The organism is Arachidicoccus ginsenosidivorans (genome assembly GCF_007971385.1).
In the GTDB taxonomy this organism is placed as follows: domain Bacteria; phylum Bacteroidota; class Bacteroidia; order Chitinophagales; family Chitinophagaceae; genus Arachidicoccus; species Arachidicoccus ginsenosidivorans.
The window spans coordinates 4,024,830-4,044,815 of sequence record NZ_CP042434.1 but is presented as its reverse complement, the minus strand read 5'-3'; the positions used below and the strand labels follow the sequence as shown (position 1 = coordinate 4,044,815).

Genomic DNA, 19,986 nt, shown 5'->3' with positions numbered 1-19,986 from the left:
AAACGTCGGGTTCGTTTGAAGTATAGCACCGTTATTTATTCTACTATCCAGTAAGTGAAAAATTAAATTTAGCAATATATTCAAGCCTCGGCGAATACTCGTCCGAGGCTTTTTCTTATCCATTTAAGGAGTCATTTTAAAAATAATTAATGATGCAGAAAATAAAAATTGAAACGCATTGCAAAAAAATACTCTCTGATACCTTTACTCCGGTTGGTATCTACCTGAGACTCAGAGATAAATACAGGGACACCATCCTTTTGGAAAGTGCTGAGCATCAGGTAGCTTCGGCCAGCCGTTCCATCATCGGCATTGGTGCCGTCGGCGGCATTGAAGTTCGCGATCTTAAGTCCATCGAATTAAAATACCCGGGCAGAAACCCAGAAAAAGTGGCCATAACCAACAGCCAGGAGGTTCCTTCCATTCTGTGGAATTATATGGATCAGTATGAAGTGCTGCCTGCCGACTGCCAGGAATCAAAAAGAGCCCAGGGGCTCTTTGGATACGTGTCATACAATGCCGTTCAGTTTTTTGATACCATACAATTACCGCACGCAGGTAATGACCCCGAAAGAGAGGTGCCATTTATGCGTTACCGGCTCTACCAATACGTCATTATCATCAATCATTTTAAAAATGAAATGTTTATCTGTGAAAACAAAATCGCCGGATTGCAAAGCAATTTAAATGAGCTGGAAACGATCATTAAAAGCAAAGACGTCCCTGAGTTTCCATTTGCTTTAAACGGCCAGGAATCTTCCAATAAAACAGACAGTGAACATTTAGAGATGATTGGTAAAGGGATCAAAAGTTGTCTGAGAGGTGATGTATTCCAGATCGTCTTGGGCCGCCGGTTCCAGCAAGGATACACAGGAGACGATTTTAACGTATACCGCGCGTTGCGCTCCATCAACCCTTCCCCATATTTATTTTATTTTGATTATGGTGATTACCGCTTGATGGGGTCTTCTCCGGAATCCCAGCTCATTATAGATAATGGAACAGCCATCGTACATCCCATTGCCGGCACTTTTAAGCGGACCGGAAATCCTACTGAAGATCAATTACTTAGCGAAAAGCTGCTCCAGGACCCCAAAGAAAACGCAGAGCACACCATGCTGGTGGATCTGGCACGCAATGACCTGAGCAGGCTTTGTGAGAATGTGCATGTCAGCTATTTTAAACAAATTCACCATTATTCCCATGTTATGCATATTGTCAGTGAAGTAAGAGGCAGCCTTTCTAAGCAGGCCAATCCCTTTTCGCTACTAGCGGCCACTTTCCCTGCGGGCACCCTTAGTGGTGCGCCTAAATTCAAGGCCATGCAGTTAATTGACCAGTACGAGGCAGATTCCAGAAGTTTTTATGCAGGCAGTATTGGATTTGTCGGTTTTAACGGCTCTTTTAACCATGCCATTATGATCCGCAGTTTTATGAGCAAGCAAAACACTTTGTATTATCAGGCAGGTGGTGGTATCGTGGCTAAATCTGACCCAGCCAGCGAGTTACAGGAAGTGCATAATAAATTAGGCGCATTAAAACAGGCCCTGATCCTGGCAGACGAACTGTTTTAATGCAAACCAGTGACTTTGATTCAATAACAAAATAATCTTTAAGATAACAGACCAGATAATTATACAGACAATGAAACTTTTAGTTTTAGATAATTACGACTCCTTTACCTATAACCTGGTGCAGATCGTCCGAGAAATTACCGGCGGCCCGGTAGATGTTTTCCGCAATGATAAAATAACACTGGAAGCAGTGGCCGCATATGACAAGATTCTTTTATCTCCCGGACCGGGCCTACCCGAAGAATCAGGTATCCTGATGGACCTGATCAAGGTTTATGCGCCTAGTAAGTCCATCTTAGGCGTCTGCCTGGGCGAACAAGCTATCGGCGAGGTATTTGGTGGAAAGCTGGAAAATTTAAGTAACGTGTTCCATGGAGTCAGCTCATCTTGCAGCCTGACAGATGTAAAAAGCGCACTATTTGAAGGACTATCTTCCAGCTTTAGCGTTGGGCGCTATCATAGCTGGGTGGTGAGTAAAGACGGTTTCCCCACGGAGCAACTGGAAGTCACAGCCGAAGACGAGCATGGCTACATCATGGGACTACAACATAAAACTTATGATGTACAAGGTGTACAGTTCCACCCGGAAAGTGTCCTTACGCCAGTAGGAAGACAGATTATGGAAAATTGGCTGGCCAGGTAAGTTTTATGTCCTCATTTAATTACTGACTTGAGCAATCCGTAAATGAAGGCAGCTTAGAAAGCCAATCAATTCGTTAATAGTTAACCGACGTTAAAATCAAACAAATAAATCACCATAAATAGCATGAAAAAGATACTTCAGTATTTATTCGATTATAAAACTTTAAGCGCAGCGGAGGCCAAGGACATCCTGATCCAGATTTCCAAAGGCATGTTTACCGAAACCGAAATCACAGCTTTTGTCACGGTGTTTTTAATGCGTACCATCACCATTGAAGAATTAAAAGGATTCAGTGATGCTTTACTCGAATTATGCGTCAAGGTAGATCTGGGTACAGATCCCCTTTTGGACATTGTTGGCACCGGCGGGGACGGTAAAAACACTTTTAATATCTCCACACTTTCTTGTTTTATTGCTGCCGGGACGGGCCAGAAAGTTGCCAAACATGGTAATTATGGTGCTACTTCCATCAGCGGCTCTTCCAATGTAATGGAGCAGTTAGGCTATGTGTTTAAAGCAGACCAGGATAAATTACAAACGGAATTAAATCAGGCAGGTATTTGTTTCTTACATGCACCTGCTTTCCATCCGGCACTCAAAACCGTGGGGCCTTTGCGTAAAAACTTAGGGATACGGACCTTTTTTAATATGCTGGGACCACTGGTCAATCCGGCTAGTCCAAAATATCAGTTATTAGGCGTTTATAATCTGGAAATGGCCCGGTTATATAACTATCTGCTGCAGGGCACCGAACGAAATTTTGCGATTGTACACAGCCTGGAAGGTTATGATGAGATTTCTTTGACAGGGGACACGAAGATCATTACCAGGACAGGGGAGCGGATTGCCACCCCAGAGGCGCTTGGCAAAAGACAAGTGACTGCAGCAGATATATTCGGAGGTAATACCTTAGAAGAGGCCGCCGCTATGTTTAAACGTATTATTCAGGGTAAAGGCAGCTGGGCACAGAACGCTGTTGTACTGGCTAATGCGGCGACCGCACTTTATTGCACAGGCAACTTTTCCACTTATCAGGATGCTTATCAGGCGGCAGTGGATAGTCTGGAATCGGGTAAGGCACTTGCGGTACTGGAAAATCTGGTAGAGATTAACAAAGCCTATAAATAATTTTAAGCCCAAAAAGGCCGATTAGGCAAAAACAGATAAGGATTTAAATAGAGACCTGAGCGTGATAACACAATATATTAAAACCAATTAGGCATTCAACTGACAGATAGATTACCTTAAGTTAAGTAAGAAATGATATTATGCAACTGAAAAATATATTAGAACAAATTATTGATTATAAAAAGCAGGAAGTGGTCCGTAATATGGCCGAAATGCCTGCCTCAAGGCTTATGAAAAGCCCCCAGTTTTTACGCACGCCCTATAGTTTAAAAGAACGTTTATTAACGCAAAAGGCCCCAGGTATTATCGCAGAATTCAAAAGACGCTCTCCTTCCAAAGGTGTGATTAATGACCAGGTACCGGTACAGGCCGTTACCTCTGCCTATACGCTTGGAGGTGCCAGCTGTCTTTCCGTATTAACAGATACGCAGTTTTTCGGTGGCTGTCTGGATGACCTGCGTATTGCCAGGGCCAACGAAATCCCCATTTTAAGGAAGGATTTTATCATTGAAGAGTACCAGATTCTGGAAGCCAGGGCTGCGGGAGCCGACCTGATACTGCTGATTGCGGCCTGCCTGTCCGCGACAAGAGTCCGGGAGTTGGCTGCTTACGCTAAAAAGCTGGGACTTGAAACGCTGCTTGAGATACATACGGAAGCAGAATTAGACCGCGTGTGTCCTGATATTGATCTGGTTGGCATCAATAACCGTAATCTCAAGACCTTTGAAGTGGATATCCAACATTCCATTCGCCTGTTAGCCTTATTGCCAAAAGACCGTCCGGCAATTGCTGAAAGCGGTATAAATGACGTTAAAGTAACCGACGAATTATTCAGGGCCGGATTTAAAGGCTTTTTGATCGGCGAATATTTTATGAAAAACCAGAATCCGGGTGCTGCTTTTAACAGCTATATTACGGACTTAAAAGCATTACAGTCAAAGGATTAAATTTTATATGAGCAGTATAAATTCATTACAGATAAAGGTTTGTGGTATGACCAGCCAGGCGCAAGTGGCCGAACTGGGAGAAATGGGCATAGATTATGTCGGTTTTATATTCTATCCAGGCTCGCCTAGGTTTGTAGGGGACAGGTTGCGGCCTAAAGAAATTAAGGCCATTAAAGGTCCTTTTAAAAAAGTGGGGGTTTTTGTGAATGCAGATGAAGCGGAGATCCTTAGCACGGTGGAGGCCTGCGGACTAGACATGGTGCAGCTGCACGGGGACGAAGCGCCATTGATCTGTGAGAAAATAGCCGGGAATATACCTGTCATCAAAGCCTTCCGGCTGTTGGGTAATGAAGATGTCCTCTACAAAATTGTTCCTTATAGGGATATTGTAGATTACTTTCTTTTTGACACCAATACCAAGAGCTTTGGCGGTTCCGGCAAGCGTTTTGACTGGAATATCTTAAAAAACCTGCCTTTGGAGAAGCCTTTTTTCCTCAGCGGGGGCATTAGCGAGGAACATTTGCCCGATCTTAAAGTCTTTAGGGAATTAAATGTGGCAAAAAGTTTAATTTCGCTGGACATAAACAGCCGTTTTGAAACAGCACCCGGCGTGAAGGACTTAGATAAGATCCGGGAGTTTCTCAGGCTACTTAAAGAATATGAGCAATGAAAAGATACCTATCTAAAGCAGCCATTTTGCTGACAGCGTTGCTGACATCTGGTCTCACATGGGCCCAGGACCTGACCATTGATCAGATTAACAGCGACGACGCGGCCTTATTATATGTTAAGCAGATGAACTATGATGCCAAGCAGGCACCTCAATGGAAGTTCTTTTACTTAACTACCGGCAATGAGTGGCAATCCTATTACAATTTCAGTAATCAGCAGATTGCTGCTTATGAACAACAGACTCAGGCGACTAAATGGTTCAAGACGGATCTGAACGGGGATGGCAAAACCGATCTAATCGTTAGTGGCTATATTGCCAAAAGACCTGGAGACTGGGCTACCGCCACTTTTAAGATCCTGGTCTTTTTATCTGAGCAGGGTAAAAATTATACTGAAGTGAATATTCTACCCGAAAACAGTGATAAATATCCGGCTTATTTTAACCAGCTTACCCTAAACAATAAACATTATATACAACTCAGCAGATGGCTGATTCAAAATAATGCATCTGAGCTGCCTTACCAGCAAGACACAGTGACATTTTCCAAGTATTGGGGCAGCTTTTTAAACTATCATAAGCGAGGGATGCGCTCCTCAGACATTACCTCCATCAATTACAAGGTCATGGAGGATCTTGCCGGCAGTTACCACGCCCTGAATATTGATCTATTGAGTTCCAAAAGACCAATATGGAAATCATTGTTAAAAACGCAAAAGAGAAGGTACCGGATATCAATAAAGCCAGACTGGCCAAAGGCCTGTGGGTAGAGATGGATACCCTGATCCGCAGCAGTTACGTAGTGGGAAGGAAAAAAGGTGATACGACTTTTATCTCCCATGAAAACAACAATGAACAGTTGCCCACTTTCCTTACAGTCACCTATGCGGACGGACATACAGAAACTGTGCAGGATTATAGCCCGGCGCCTCCTATTCTATGATGAATATTTATAATTGCATGGAAAATATCATCCAAAATGTATTTGCGCAACTACAAAGAAGACAAGAAATATTAAGCTCCATGATTAGTGGCGGTCTTGATTTTTAAGACAAACGGGCCTTATTCGCTCATGGAATATACAAAACAGCAATCTAATTAAATTTTTTATACCACGGATGAAACAGCAGATTCAAATAGATAAAAACGGATATTACGGCCGCTACGGTGGTGCTTTTATCCCAGAAATGCTTTACCCGAATGTAGCCCAGTTACAAAAAGAATATCTCTCCATTATTGCGGATGCGGCTTTTCAAAAGAATACCAATATTTACTCAAAGACTACGTAGGCAGACCTTCGCCTTTATATCTGGCAGAAAGGTTGAGCCAGCAGATTGGCCGCCAGATATACCTGAAAAGAGAGGATCTAAATCATACCGGTGCACATAAAATCAATAATGCGATCGGACAGGTACTACTGGCCGAGCGCCTTGGCAAAAAACGCATTATCGCAGAAACAGGCGCCGGGCAGCACGGGGTGGCCACCGCCACTGTTTGTGCCTTAAAGGGACTGGAATGCATTGTTTACATGGGCGAAGTGGATATCCAAAGACAGGCGCCTAATGTGGCCCGGATGAAAATGCTGGGAGCCAAGGTTATTCCAGCCAAAAGCGGCTCCAAAACCTTAAAGGATGCCACCAATGAAGCCATCAGAGACTGGATTAATAATCCCTCAGATACCCATTATGTAATCGGAAGCGTAGTAGGCCCTCATCCTTATCCGGATATGGTGGCCAGATTTCAAAGCATTATCAGCGAAGAGATTCGCTGGCAGTTAAAGGAGAAAACCGGCAATGAACTGCCTACCCATGTTATTGCCTGTGTAGGCGGCGGCTCCAACGCAGCCGGCGCTTTTTACCATTTTTTAAATGAACCGACGGTAGAGCTGATTGCTGTTGAAGCCGCAGGTCTGGGCATTCATTCCGGGCACTCTGCAGCCACCACTACTTTAGGAACACCTGGCGTACTTCATGGCAGCAAAAGCATCGTGATGCAGACCCCAGACGGGCAGGTTGTAGAACCACATAGTATCTCTGCCGGTCTGGATTATCCAGGCATTGGTCCCTTACATGCGCATTTATTTGCCAGCGGGCGTGGACGCTTTTTAAGTGCCACGGATCAAGAAGCCTTAAAGGCCGCCTTTAACCTGACCAGACTGGAAGGCATTATTCCGGCCCTGGAGAGTGCACATGCCCTTGCCGGACTGGAACAGGTAGCCTTCCCTGAAAACAGCAAAATCGTGGTTTGTCTCAGTGGCAGAGGTGATAAAGACATGGATACCTATATGAAACATATGACGGAGTTTGACTAAACAATTGAAATTATTTTCATTTAAATTTCCTGCATCCAGTGTTATTTGTCCATTCATAATTTAAAAAGAAAATGAGTCGTATAGCAGCCTTATTTAATAAAAGCAAAAGCGCGCAAAAAAAAGTTTTAAACGTGTATTGTACAGCTGGATATCCAGCATTAGATAGTACCCTGGAGGTAATGGGCGCCCTGCAACGTAATGGTGCTGATCTGATTGAACTGGGGATGCCTTATAGTGACCCACTGGCTGATGGAGAAGTTATTCAGCAAAGTGGCGGTATTGCCCTGGAAAATGGTATGACGATCGCCCGTCTTTTTGATCAATTAAAAGATTTCAGAAAAGTCATTGAGGTGCCTGTTGTCTTAATGGGGTATATGAACCCAGTAATCCAATACGGTTTTGAAAACTTCTGCCAAAAAGCAGCTGAGATAGGGATTGACGGGTTAATTCTGCCAGATCTGCCACCACTTGAATTTGAAGTGCAATACAGTAGTATTCTTAAAAAACATCATCTGGATTTTATCTTTTTAGTCACTCCAGAAACGACTGAGGCGCGTGTCCGAATGCTGGATAAGCTTAGTAGCGGTTTCTTATACGCCGTATCCTCCAGTTCTACTACTGGCCATGAAAAGGATTTTTCTCTCGTGGAAAAATACCTTTGCAGATTACAAGGTTATCAACTGAATAACCCAATACTGGTAGGCTTTGGCATCAAGGACAAGGCATCTTTTGACCAAACGACACGGTATACAGATGGCGCCATTATCGGTAGTGCCTACATTAAAGCACTGGATGGCCAAAAGGATAAAACGGCGATTGAAGCAGCCACAAAAGCATTTTTAAAAACGGTTTTATAGCTATAAAATCCATGACTATAAAAGCAATGACAAGTCGCAATAGTGTATAACAAATATGAATACAGTAATTATAAAATATAACGCAGGGAATGTCCAGTCCGTCCAATATGCACTGGAAAGAATTGGTTTTACCAAAGGAGTGACGCTAACAGATGATCCAGCTATTATTAGCGAGGCAGATAAGGTCATTTTCCCAGGTGTGGGCCACGCGGCCTCCGCCATGGCCTACCTGAAGGAAAAGGGACTGGACCTGCTTTTACCCAAGCTTAAGCAGCCTGTCTTGGGTATTTGCCTGGGCATGCAGCTAATGTGCAGCCATAGTCAGGAAGGCGATACGAACTGTTTGGGGATTTTTGAAGAGAAAGTCCTGCATTTTAAGTCAAAAGAGGTAAAGATTCCACAAATTGGCTGGAACCAGATCAGCCAGCTAAAAACGCCTTTGTTTGACCAGGTGGCGGAAAACAGCTTTATTTATCTGGTGCATGGATACTATGCGGCCGTTGGCCGCCATACCATTGCCCAGACCGCGTATATTCTGCCATACAGCACAGCCCTTCATAAGGATAATTTTTATGGGGTGCAGTTCCATCCGGAAAAAAGTGCGGGCGTTGGCGAGCAAATTCTTTATAACTTTATGACAATAATATAAACGAAACATAGACCTATGGAGTCTTTTATTAAAACAACAGAACAAACCTCTCATTATCGTCACCTGGAAAAGATGCCGCTCAACGAACTGCTGACAGGCATGAATCAGGAAGATCAGCAGGTTCCTTTGGCTGTCCAGGCCGCACTGCCTCAGATTGAAAAACTGGCACTTGCCATTGTGGAGGCCATGGCAGTAGGAGGAAGGTTGTTTTATATTGGTGCAGGAACCAGTGGCAGACTAGGCGTGCTGGATGCCAGTGAAATCCCGCCGACTTTTGGTGTTTCAAAAGATTACGTGATAGGTGTTATCGCCGGAGGCAATCTAGCACTGACTGATGCAGTGGAAAACGCAGAAGATGACATAGCGCAGGGTTGGAAAGATTTGCAGGCACATAACATTGATAAAAAGGACATTCTGGTGGGACTGGCCACAAGTGGAACGACGCCTTATGTCATTGGTGCCATGGAAAAGTGCCGGCAATCCGCTATTGTGACTGGTTGCATTACCTGCAATAAGAATGCACCCATCAGCCATGTAGCCGATTTTCCGGTAGAGGTGGTTGTTGGTCCGGAATTTTTAACAGGCAGTACCCGTCTTAAAAGTGGTACTGCCCAGAAAATGGTGCTAAATATGCTCTCTACTATTGCGATGATCCGTATGGGTAGGGTACTGGATAATAAAATGGTGAATATGCAACTGACCAACCAAAAACTCATTGAACGTGGCACCCGGATGATTGTTGAAAAAACCAGTTTAGAAGCAGATAAAGCCCAGCAATTGCTTCTACATTACGGCAGCGTTGCTGCCGCCATGCAGGCGTTTAATCAATCTGGTGGTGCGGCCTGATGCCGGTTTAAAAAACTCGTTGTAAGCAAGTGCCTTTTCTATACCAGGCGATCCATTCAGTAGCGCGACTTTTTTAGTTACTTGTCAAACTTAACGAATTAATAGCCAATTGTTTTCCTATTTGTCGAAGGCGGTTCACAAAAGTGACTATCTGTTATTTAAGTCGATTAAATAAATCAACGACTGCTGCCATGTCAGCGCTAATTGCTACCTTTGTCCCGTGGCTGATGATCTGAAAATTGCTATTTATTGCAAAAAAGCAGGGCAGCAGTTACTTTAAAAATCCATGTATGGCCTTTCAAAAGAAAAGTACAAATAACTACCAATCTAAAAAAAACATTATCGTAGGGCGCAACCCTGTGATAGAGGCTCTCAAAGAGGGCGTGAATATTGATAAGATTCTGATTTTTAAAAATGCCTCTGGTGAGGCAATTCAAACGATCAGAAATCAGGCGAAAAAACTAAGTATTCCTGTGCAACCTGTGCCCCAGGAAAAACTCTATAGTCTGACCAATATCAATCATCAGGGCGTCATTGCTTTTAAGTCTGCTGTCACTTATCAGGATCTCCAGCAAGTGGTGGACTTAATTGTAGGCAACGGGGAAGTCCCCCAATTATTGATGCTGGACGGCGTGACCGATGTGCGTAATATCGGGGGTATAGCTCGCAGTGCACTTTGTACCGGCACCCAGGCCATTATTATCCCGGATAAAGGGGTAGGGGCCTTAGGGGAGGATGCGGTTAAAAGTAGTGCCGGAGCTTTGGAGCAGATCCACATCTGCCGCGTGAGCAGTCTACTTAATGCGGTTGAACTTTTGCAGTTAAATGGTATCAGTATTTTTACCTCAGAGATGAACGGCGAGAAAAAATTATATGAACTGGATCTCACCTTGCCTTGTTGCTTTGTTATGGGCAGTGAAGATAATGGTGTACAGTCTTATATCTCTAAAGCGGCCAATGATCGTTACCAGATTCCCATGGTAGGTAATTTTGATTCTTTGAACGTATCGGTCGCAGCCGGTATAACTTTATATGAAGCCATGAAACAACGGATGCAACAAACGGCAGGCTAAGAGGTCAGGCGGGATCATGATCTTTTTGACCATTTGCCAGAAACCTACCTGACTGCCAAGTTGAACCTGTTTATTTCAAAAGCAAACTAAGGGCCTGAAATGGCATTTAATAATACGATTGGTATGCATGCAAATACAAATAAAGACTCCGCTAGGATCATCAACAAAAAAGACAGTATCATTGAACTTGTTGAATGCCCCAGAGATGCAATGCAGGGCTGGCACCGTCCGATTAACACTGATACAAAGGTTGCTTACCTAAAGGCGCTGTTGAAAGTAGGCTTTTCGGTGCTTGATTTTGGCAGTTTTGTATCCCCTAAAGCCATCCCTCAGATGGCAGATACCAAGGAAGTATTATCCAGGCTTGACTATAAAAGCCTGCAAACAAAAACAAAACTACTCGCCATTATTGCCAATGTCCGAGGGGCCCAGGAGGCTTGTCAATATGAAGAAATACATTATTTAGGATTTCCGTTTTCCATTTCAGAGACTTTTCAGAGGCGCAATACCAATAGTACGCTGGCGGAGAGTTTTGACAGGGTAAAACAAATTCAACAGCTATGTCAGGCACATGGCAAAGCGCTGGTCATTTACTTAAGTATGGGCTTTGGCAATCCTTATGGAGATGCGTATAGCCCTGAGATTCTACAAGATTGGGCTGCGAAAATGGCCAATTTAGGCATTAAAACGATTTCTTTGGCCGACACGGTTGGGCTGGCCACACCTGCACAAATAAAGGAAGCTGTACAAGAGTTGATCCCGCAGTATCCTGCAATTACCTTTGGTGTACATCTACATGCAACCAGACAAAATAGCAAGGCAAAAATTCAGGCGGCCCTTGAGGCCGGTTGTATTAGATTCGACGGGGCTTTGAAAGGAATTGGCGGTTGCCCCATGGCCCAAGATGATCTGGTAGGCAATATGGACACAGAGCTCATGATCGACATGTTTAAAAGCAAGGGCATCAATTGAATTTAAATGAGTCAGCCCTGCAACAAGCACTTACCATGGTGGGATCGGTCTTTATATAAATTAACAGCCTATGTTGACTTCTTTTTGTGAAATCATCAATAAAACAAGGATAAAAGTAGGGCATAATAAATACATTTGAAGTGCATTTACTTGTTTGCACCTGGCTAAATAAATTCAAAAATGTCAAAAACTAAATCAAAATCACAGAAGATTGCGGAGAAAACAATTTTCGCAACCTTTCAAATACTAAAGGAAAATGGCGGAGAACTCAGGGCCAGAGAGGTCATAGATCGTATCAGAGAGACGGTTAATTTTGATGAATATGAAACCCATCGTTTTGAAAAGTCAGGCTATATTCGCTGGGAATCTATTTTGCATTTCTATACCATTGATTGCATGAAAGCTGGCTATTTGCGTAAACAAAAGGGAATATGGTATTTAACGCAGGAAGGGGAGCATGCAATTGAGCTTGGCCCGGAAAAACTCCTTAGCTCTGCAAATAAACTCTATAGAGAATGGGATAATAATAGAAAGGTAGGTGATGATGTCCAGACAGATTTAAGCGATTTTAATGAGCAGGATGCTGCCCAGGTTCAAAAATCACTACTCAGTCAGTATGAGGAGGATGCATTTAATGGCATCAGAAACTTTATCATAAATAAAAATCCCTATGAGTTCCAAGATATCGTAGCAGAGCTGCTTGCTGCTATGGGCTATCACATTTCCGATGTCGCACAAAGAGGTGCCGACAACGGCATAGATATTCTGGCCTATACAGACCCATTAGGTACCAGGCAACCAAGAATCATTGTCCAGGTCAAACACCGGCCTGAAGCTGCTATTGCTGCTGAGGATATTCAAAAATTGGCAGGTACCTTAAAAAGAAATACGGATGTCGGGATTTTTGTAACCTCAGGCAAGTTTTCCAAACCAGCCAAAAAAGAAGCACGTGATTTTAGAGAACATATTGAACTGATCGATTTTGAGCGATTTGTTTCTTTATGGCAGGAGTACTACGCAAAAATGACAGACGAACAAAAATCATATTTACCCTTGCATCCCATTTATTTTTTAGGAGAGTAGTGCAAATCAAACCAATAACCTTAAGATTTACCTGCAGTAGAGGTACCAAAAAGAACATTTGGCGCCCCTGGCTGCATTTAATACCTTTGAAGTTGTAGTAATAACTGGTCACTGCAAAAATAATAACCAGCCGTGACTGCAGACAAATTTAAATTCAATATATGAGCGATATTACACTAAAAGCGGGAGATAAGGCGCCAGCTTTCAAAGGAGTAGATCAGGACGGTAATGTTATTTCTTTGTCCGATTTTAAGGGCAAAAAAGTTGTGTTATACTTTTACCCCAAGGACAATACACCTGGTTGCACCGCGCAAGCCTGTAATCTAAGAGATAATTATGATGCATTGACTGGTCTTGGCTATCAGGTCATCGGTGTTAGTGGCGACAGCGTTAAAAGCCATAAGAAATTTGAACAAAAGTTTGATCTACCTTTCCCACTCATCGCAGATGAGGACAAAGTAATCCTAAATGACTACGGGGTATATGGTGCCAAAAAATTTATGGGTCGTTCTTTTTTAGGCATTCACAGAACCACCTTTTTAATCGACGAAAAGGGTATTATTAAAGCAATTATCACCAAACCAGAAACCAAAAACCAGGCGCAGCAAGTGCTGGATACCTGGGAAGCCCTGGAAGGATAAAGCTGAGAAAATATTTTTACCTTATTCAATACACATTCTCTAAGCGCATCTGGATTATTGGAAATCTACTGGACAACAACTGGACGACGACTATTCGACTACTAAACAAGATCTAATTCAGTGAAGCGTCCTTGGGAAATACTTTTTATACGCCTGAAGCAGCCGATCAACCTTTTCCTCTGTTTCGGGGTCCAGGGTGAGTGCAGGTGCGTGATGTGGCTTAATACGAGCATCAATAATCATGGCGGTATTACAGCCCAATGCTTGTTATTGACCGCTGCTTCTATTCCATCAATATCTGTGGCCGGATCACTTCTGGTAAAAGTAATCCATAAGAAGTTGGCTAAATTGTCCGCTAAATAACGGGCATCTTCTGTCAGCACAATTAGAGGCAGGCCAGTCAAATGCACCTTTTGTGATTCCAATAATTGTTTAACACGAGCCAGATCATTAGCCGCTTGTTCTTTGTTTGTAACGGCTGACATCTCTACCGCTAATACGCCTGGCATTACAAGTGCCACTGGATAATCTTGCAGTAAAAGCGTATCCTGTAAGGCTTTTTTAAGTTCTTCGGGGATTTTATCTGCCAAGGCCCTGATCGCCGCGCCGGTCGCGGCCAAAATAACCTTGCTACCTTTATTGAGTCCAGCGCCACTATAATCCAACGTATCCATCGTGGTACAAGTCTGAAAATGCAAATCTCGACCTAGATCTATTCTCTCTAATATATACTTAAAAAAAACTGGGATATCCCTGACGGACAATTTATTTTCGGGATCATCGGTAATCCAAAGATACTTGGCAAGACTCAATTGTCCAGTGCCCAGTATACGATTGGCCTGCGTTAGTAGCTCAGCTGGCTCCATGACCTTTGTATAAGGTGTGTATCTTTCAGTACCAATTGCCAGCAATAGGGGATGCACACCTGCCTGATCAACTGCATTCACCGCTTTTACCCCGGGCACTTCCTGACTAATCGCACCAGCGGTCATTTCATGGATTAAATCTCCAAAACTCGTATCTTCTTGTGGTGGTCTTCCCACTACGGTAAAGGGCCAGATGGCCTCTTTTTTGGCAAAGACTTTATGAACCTTTAAAAAGGGGAAAGGATGTGCCAGGCTATAGTAGCCTAAATGGTCCCCAAAAGGACCTTCTGGTTTGAGCTGCCCTGGAGCAATTTCTCCTGTAATCACAAAATCAGCATCCCTGCTGATCACATAACCGTCCTCATAAAAATAACGGAACCTGCGGCCGGCAAGTAATCCGGCAAAAGTAAGTTCACTAATACCTTCAGGCAGCGGCATTACGGCTGCCACACTATGTGCAGGGGGACCGCCCACAAATATGCTTACTTTTAATGGCTGGTTATTTTTTTCAGCAATTTGCTGATGAATGCCAATACCTCTGTGGATTTGATAATGTAGCCCTATTTCCTGGTCTTTCAGGTAATCATTGCCGGACAATTGGATCCGGTACATACCGACATTACCATGCAGCACACCTGGGCGATCCTGATTTTCTGAAAACACCTGAGGCAGGGTAATAAATGCACCGCCATCCATTGGCCAATGCTGAATTTGCGGCAGATCAGAGATACTGATCTCGTCAAAATGGTCTGCTGTCTTTGTATGCAGTTTTAGTGGCAGGGCCGCCAGGGCTGCCACACCTGATTTTATACCGGTTACCGGCTTTTTAAGGGCCTCCATGGGGCTACCTCTGAGTAACATTAAATCCTGCACTTTAGGCAAAGTATCTCTAAAAAGAAACTTGCAGCGCTCCATGGTACCATATAAATTGGCCAGGGCCTTATATTTAGTGCCTTTGACATTTTCAAAAAGAATGGCTGGGCCGCCTTCCTTATAGGCGCGCAGCTGGATGGATGCCATTTCCAGATAAGGATCTACCGCATCATGGATACGAATCAGCATGCCTGCCTGCTCCAGATCCTCCAATGCCTCTTGTAAACTTTTGTAGGCCATAATCAATACGATAACTTAAACGCTAATACACTGCCTTTTAAAGCGTAATTGTTGAATATTTTATGAACTTATTGTTTGCCTCTTGCATCTGATAAAACAAGCCCCGCAAAAAGCAGGCCCTTTGTCCTGTTTTTTCAGGCAGGATCGCTAAAGCAGCCGTGCTTTTTATTTATTAATTTATTAATAGACCGGTGGGCAATTGCAATCCTTTCTGCTGGCCCGGCCTGCCGGCCGGCCATAACCGCCACTGATTTTGCTTAGTCTGAATATAAAGCCCAAAGAAATGGAGTAAAAATGGTCATCTTTGCCATCGGCCACAAAATTATCCAGATAGGGATTAAAAAGTACCCTGTATTTTCCTTCCAGTTTTAATTGCGTATTGGCAGATATGCCCCATTTTATGCCCAGCCCTAATGGAATATCCACCTGCCAGTTAGTGAAAGGCTCCACTTGTTTCATCGCCAGGTTTTCTTTTCTAAGCGCCCCTTTATCATTGGTGTATTGTACTACCTGATAAGGTTTAAAATTATATAGGCCACCGCCGGCCAGTACGTATGGTGTAAATTTATACCCCTCATTGAGGTTAAAAAATCATAGGATCCAGTTAGGGTAAATTCGTTAATATTGCTCCTGAAGTAATAAGTATTGCTGCGGGTATCATTGCCAAAATGTTGACTATTGACAAGGGAGGAATCGCCACCACCTGCCTCTGAGGCTGTATAAGTTAGTTGCACGTGAATCTTGTCTGTCATTTCATAGTGGAGCCCAAAGGAGACAGCCGCCCTTGTATCTACCGTAGGCATTGAACCGCCATAGCGCATCACACCGCCACCAATTTCAAAACCTATTCGTTGTGTTAGGCTTTGCGCTTGCAAAGGGCCAGTACAACTCAATATAACCGCAAATGTCAATAATCCTAGTAGATCAAAACCCGACAGATGTTTTATCATTTGCTTTTGGCCTGTTGGGCGTCTTTTGAATAACACACATTTATTAATATTTATATACATAAACAGCTATTTGTGTTTGATTGTCTTCCATAACAACAAAATTTTTAATCTCTGGTAATAATAACGCGGTGACTGCCTTTATATTTTGTCGTTGTTAGTAATGCTATTAGTAGAAGCGGTCCTAACGGGGTCGTAACACTTTAGGCCTGTTGATTTTGCCCTACAGCATTTTGCACAAACAAAGCTTTTAGTTCAGTCGCATCGTCAGGCGACATTTTGCCCCCTAAAATCAACCTGAGTTGCCTTCGGCGGAGCGCGGCTTTATATTGCTCTTTTTCTTCATCTGTTTCTGGGATCAGTGCCGGAACCGGACTGGGCCGGTTATGTTCATCCAAAGCGACAAAAGTAAAATAGGCTTCATTACTCGCATATTTATGCTTATGTAGTGGATCCTCACCCCATACCTGGATTCTAACTTCCATTGAAGTATTAAAAGCACGGGTCAGTTTCACCTCAATATGAACGATATTGCCGAGTTTGATGGGATTTTTAAAGCTGATATTATCCACGCTGGCAGTCATACAAGGTTTATTGCAATGCTTTCCAGCGGCCATGGCGGCACCAATATCCATCCAATACATTAATCGGCCGCCCATCAGATTGCCAAAAGTATTGGTATCATTAGGCAGCACCAGTTCATTCATTACGACTAGAGAATCTTCTGCTTTTTTTGCCTCCATAGTGCTGATTTTCGTGCAAATATAAGTTTTTGCCTGCTTGAACCACCAGTAATCCCCTCTGAAATCCCAATAAATAAGGCAAAGGTTGTCCACAAGGGCTCAAATTCGGGGCAAATTCGGTAATTTGCCGCTTTATTGTGTATTCAATTAACTATGGCTAATAAGTTAAAAACAACCTCTAAACAAAAACCTGCCACCCAGCAACTCAAAGAAGAGCCTGAGGTGCAGGTTTCTGTATCAGAATTCGTGAAAGATGAAAGAACCTATAAGATCGTGGGCGCCACTTTGCTTTTGATCGGCTTTTTTCTATTCATTTCTTTTGCTTCCTATCTGTTCAGCTGGAAAGAAGACCAGGACAAAGTGGTCAATTTCGGGATTAAGATCTTTAGCACCGAGGACGTAAAGGTATCCAACCTATTTGGTGTGCTGGGCGCTTACACATCACATAACCTGATTTACAACGGGTTCGGGCTGGCGTCCTTTTTACTGTGTACAACTTTTTTTGTGCTGGGTGTAAATCTGATGTCGGGCAAAAAGATTTTCAGCCTCAAACGCAATATCAAATATGTGATTGCTGGTCTGTTGATCCTGAGCGTAGCCTTTGCCTTTCTTAACAGCCAGCTTCTGCACACGGGCTTTGCATGGGGTGGTGGTGCTGGAGAGTTGCTCTCCCAATGGCTGATCAAATGGATTGGTTCGCTGGGCACTTTTTGCATCTTGCTGCTGGCCGTACTCTTTTACGTTATCTGGCGTTTTGACCCTGCCTTTAGTCTCAGCAGCCTCAGAAGAAGGGTTGCTGATTTTAAAGCCACAGAAAATGATTTTGAAGACGGACAGGCACAAGGCGATGAATCAGGTGGTCGCAGGCGCAAAAAGCGTAAAAATGAGGATCAGACTTCTGAAGATGATTATATCCATGACAATGAATTAGATCCCGATGGAGCCCAGGAGGCTGCCCTACTTATCGAAAAACCAGGTATGAACGGGGGGAATAGGCTCAAAAATAACGCTAAGGGCTCAGGTAGTGTCACCGTTACCATGCCTGATCAGGATGCTGCAGCGGATGGCCTTGGTTTGTCCCTGTCTGAAAAAGCAGCGGCTGCCACTCAGGGAGAAATGCCACTCAGCGTAAATGAACAGCTGGCGGCCAGTGCTGGTCAAGGGGAAGAGGGCATGATACCGCTGGCGACAACCTCAACCACTGTTGTCTCTCCTAATAATAGTATTTCCAAGTCAAAAATGAAGGAGGCTAATCCGGAAGACTTTAAATTAGAAATCAGCGAAGATGTTAAAGAAGTCCCTTCAGAGATTATTGTCGGTGCGGACAGTCCGGCAGCTAAAGTAGTAGCACAAGGCGATTACGAGCCTACCCTGGATTTGAGTCAATATAAGTATCCAACCATTGATATGCTGGAGATGCACGGTACTGAAAAGTCCGTCCATGATCCAGAGGAACTGGAACAGAATAAGAATCAGATTATAACGACGCTCAAAAACTATGATATCCATATTCAAAGGATCTCTGCCACTGTAGGGCCTACCGTTACGCTGTATGAGATTGTACCAGCACCGGGCGTACGTATCTCCAGAATTAAAAATCTTGAAGATGATATCGCGCTTAGCCTGGCAGCACTGGGTATCCGTATTATTGCGCCCATTCCAGGACGAGGTACCATCGGTATTGAAGTACCCAATATCAATAAGACTATCGTCAGCATGCGTGGACTGATTGCTTCTGAGAAATTCCAAAATAATAAATTCTCTTTGCCGATTGCTATTGGCAAGAAAATTAATAATGAAAATTTCATTGTGGATCTGGCCAGTATGCCACACCTGCTGATGGCTGGAGCAACCGGTCAGGGTAAATCCGTCGGGGTAAATGCTTTGCTGGTCTCTTTGCTTTATAAAAAGCACCCTTCTCAGCTGAAATTCGTGTTGGTGGATCCCAAAAAGGTAGAACTGAGTATCTACCGTACCATTGAGCATCATTTTCTAGCCAAACTACCAGGAGAGGAGGAAGCGATTATCACTGACACGAAAAAAGTGGTCACCACCCTCAATGCGCTGTGCATCGAGATGGATAACCGCTATGACCTGCTCAAAGAGGCCGGTTGCAGAAATATCAAAGAATACAATGAGAAGTTCGTTAAACGTAAACTAAATCCACAAAAAGGTCACCAATTCCTGCCATTTATCGTCCTTGTGATTGATGAGTTTGCGGATCTGATCATGACAGCCGGCAAGGAGGTAGAAATGCCCATTGCCCGCCTGGCCCAGCTCGCCAGAGCCGTGGGGATCCACCTGATCATTGCAACACAGCGTCCTTCTGTAAATATCATTACCGGTACCATCAAGGCCAACTTCCCGGCGCGTATCGCCTTTAAAGTTTCCTCCAAGATTGATAGCCGAACGATCTTAGATGCCGGAGGTGCCGAGCAGTTAATTGGTAAAGGCGATATGCTGATTAGCTATAACGGAGAGATTACCCGTTTGCAATGTGCTTTTGTAGATACACCGGAAGTCGATCAGATTTGTGATTATATTGGGGCGCAGCAAGGCTATCCGGAAGCATTTTTACTCCCAGAATATATAGATGAAAAAGAATTGGGTTCGGGTGGGAGTTCAGATCTCCAGGATCGGGATCCTTTGTTTGAGGACGCAGCTAAACTGATTGTTCAAAATCAGGTAGGCAGTACATCACTTATCCAAAGACGCATGAAGCTGGGCTATAACCGGGCCGGAAGACTCATGGATCAATTGGAGATGGCAGGTGTAGTGGGTGCCAATCAAGGTTCAAAGGCCAGGGATGTCCTTATTAAAACCGATGCAGAATTACAGGTTTTACTAGATAATATACCTTAAATGGATCGAAGCCTGAAGCGCTTCTTATCAATTATTTAAATTTCAGCAACTCACCAAAGAA

The 19,986-nt window shown here is 43.7% G+C and carries 21 protein-coding genes; 17 read left to right on the top strand and 4 right to left on the bottom strand.

Annotated features, from left to right (window positions below; genetic code table 11):
• Window positions 1-149: 149 nt before the first annotated feature.
• The 16 genes from FSB73_RS16295 to bcp all read left to right on the top strand — a co-directional run bounded on the left by FSB73_RS16295 (window position 150) and on the right by bcp (window position 13,394).
• Window positions 150-1,574, top strand: coding sequence for an anthranilate synthase component I family protein (locus FSB73_RS16295; RefSeq protein ID WP_225974084.1), 1,425 nt, complete (start codon window positions 150-152; stop codon window positions 1,572-1,574).
• A gap of 70 nt (window positions 1,575-1,644) precedes the next feature.
• On the top strand, window positions 1,645-2,217 hold the full coding sequence (locus FSB73_RS16290) for an anthranilate synthase component II (RefSeq protein WP_146784540.1): 573 nt from the start codon (window positions 1,645-1,647) through the stop codon (window positions 2,215-2,217).
• A 123-nt stretch (window positions 2,218-2,340) separates the two neighbouring features.
• Entirely contained in the window at window positions 2,341-3,345 is a 1,005-nt protein-coding gene (trpD, locus tag FSB73_RS16285; RefSeq protein WP_146784536.1) for an anthranilate phosphoribosyltransferase, read from the top strand.
• Window positions 3,346-3,485: 140 nt separating this feature from the next.
• Window positions 3,486-4,292: an indole-3-glycerol phosphate synthase TrpC gene (trpC, locus tag FSB73_RS16280; RefSeq protein WP_146784533.1), complete on the top strand. Its 807-nt coding sequence runs from the start codon at window positions 3,486-3,488 to the stop codon at window positions 4,290-4,292.
• A gap of 7 nt (window positions 4,293-4,299) precedes the next feature.
• On the top strand, window positions 4,300-4,962 hold the full coding sequence (locus FSB73_RS16275) for a phosphoribosylanthranilate isomerase (RefSeq protein WP_146784530.1): 663 nt from the start codon (window positions 4,300-4,302) through the stop codon (window positions 4,960-4,962).
• Window positions 4,959-5,732, top strand: coding sequence for a hypothetical protein (locus tag FSB73_RS16270; RefSeq protein WP_146784526.1), 774 nt, complete (start codon window positions 4,959-4,961; stop codon window positions 5,730-5,732). Before FSB73_RS16275 ends, FSB73_RS16270 begins: the two co-directional genes overlap by 4 nt.
• Window positions 5,654-5,905, top strand: a complete 252-nt coding sequence (locus tag FSB73_RS16265; protein ID WP_146784523.1) for a hypothetical protein — start codon at window positions 5,654-5,656, stop codon at window positions 5,903-5,905. The genes FSB73_RS16270 and FSB73_RS16265 overlap by 79 nt, the downstream gene beginning before the upstream one ends.
• A gap of 175 nt (window positions 5,906-6,080) precedes the next feature.
• Window positions 6,081-6,251 carry a hypothetical protein gene (locus FSB73_RS27985; protein ID WP_317132802.1) on the top strand — a complete coding sequence of 57 codons (171 nt, stop codon included), beginning with the start codon at window positions 6,081-6,083 and terminating at the stop codon, window positions 6,249-6,251.
• Entirely contained in the window at window positions 6,185-7,273 is a 1,089-nt protein-coding gene (gene trpB, locus FSB73_RS16260; protein ID WP_317132881.1) for a tryptophan synthase subunit beta, read from the top strand. The genes FSB73_RS27985 and trpB overlap by 67 nt, the downstream gene beginning before the upstream one ends.
• 71 nt (window positions 7,274-7,344) lie before the next feature.
• Entirely contained in the window at window positions 7,345-8,130 is a 786-nt protein-coding gene (gene trpA / locus FSB73_RS16255) for a tryptophan synthase subunit alpha (protein ID WP_146784520.1), read from the top strand.
• A gap of 55 nt (window positions 8,131-8,185) precedes the next feature.
• A complete protein-coding gene (gene hisH, locus FSB73_RS16250; RefSeq protein WP_146784517.1) occupies window positions 8,186-8,779 on the top strand; it encodes an imidazole glycerol phosphate synthase subunit HisH in 594 nt (197 codons plus the stop codon).
• Between the two features lie 15 nt (window positions 8,780-8,794).
• Window positions 8,795-9,625 (top strand): N-acetylmuramic acid 6-phosphate etherase, encoded by an 831-nt coding sequence (gene murQ / locus FSB73_RS16245; RefSeq protein ID WP_146784515.1) that lies wholly within the window; start codon window positions 8,795-8,797, stop codon window positions 9,623-9,625.
• A 290-nt stretch (window positions 9,626-9,915) separates the two neighbouring features.
• Window positions 9,916-10,698 carry a 23S rRNA (guanosine(2251)-2'-O)-methyltransferase RlmB gene (gene rlmB, locus FSB73_RS16240; protein WP_146784512.1) on the top strand — a complete coding sequence of 261 codons (783 nt, stop codon included), beginning with the start codon at window positions 9,916-9,918 and terminating at the stop codon, window positions 10,696-10,698.
• Window positions 10,699-10,797: 99 nt separating this feature from the next.
• A complete protein-coding gene (locus FSB73_RS16235) occupies window positions 10,798-11,670 on the top strand; it encodes a hydroxymethylglutaryl-CoA lyase (RefSeq protein WP_225974083.1) in 873 nt (290 codons plus the stop codon).
• Between the two features lie 180 nt (window positions 11,671-11,850).
• A complete protein-coding gene (locus tag FSB73_RS16230) occupies window positions 11,851-12,753 on the top strand; it encodes a restriction endonuclease (protein ID WP_146784509.1) in 903 nt (300 codons plus the stop codon).
• 161 nt (window positions 12,754-12,914) lie between these two features.
• Window positions 12,915-13,394, top strand: a complete 480-nt coding sequence (gene bcp / locus FSB73_RS16225) for a thioredoxin-dependent thiol peroxidase (RefSeq protein WP_192904067.1) — start codon at window positions 12,915-12,917, stop codon at window positions 13,392-13,394.
• A gap of 239 nt (window positions 13,395-13,633) precedes the next feature.
• On the opposite strand, the gene FSB73_RS16220 is transcribed toward bcp, so the two are convergent.
• From FSB73_RS16220 to FSB73_RS16205, 4 genes are all read right to left on the bottom strand, one after another.
• On the bottom strand, window positions 13,634-15,373 hold the full coding sequence (locus FSB73_RS16220; protein WP_225974082.1) for a UbiD family decarboxylase: 1,740 nt from the start codon (window positions 15,371-15,373) through the stop codon (window positions 13,634-13,636).
• Window positions 15,374-15,553: 180 nt separating this feature from the next.
• Complete coding sequence (locus FSB73_RS16215; RefSeq protein ID WP_146784506.1) at window positions 15,554-15,832, bottom strand: hypothetical protein; 279 nt, start codon at window positions 15,830-15,832, stop codon at window positions 15,554-15,556.
• Window positions 15,833-15,879: 47 nt separating this feature from the next.
• Window positions 15,880-16,323 carry a hypothetical protein gene (locus FSB73_RS16210; protein WP_146784503.1) on the bottom strand — a complete coding sequence of 148 codons (444 nt, stop codon included), beginning with the start codon at window positions 16,321-16,323 and terminating at the stop codon, window positions 15,880-15,882.
• 200 nt (window positions 16,324-16,523) lie between these two features.
• Window positions 16,524-17,063: an acyl-CoA thioesterase gene (locus FSB73_RS16205; RefSeq protein WP_146784501.1), complete on the bottom strand. Its 540-nt coding sequence runs from the start codon at window positions 17,061-17,063 to the stop codon at window positions 16,524-16,526.
• A 153-nt stretch (window positions 17,064-17,216) separates the two neighbouring features.
• On the opposite strand from FSB73_RS16205, the gene FSB73_RS16200 reads away from it, so the two are divergent.
• On the top strand, window positions 17,217-19,925 hold the full coding sequence (locus FSB73_RS16200) for an FtsK/SpoIIIE family DNA translocase (RefSeq protein WP_146784498.1): 2,709 nt from the start codon (window positions 17,217-17,219) through the stop codon (window positions 19,923-19,925).
• The last annotated feature ends 61 nt before the right edge of the window (window positions 19,926-19,986 follow it).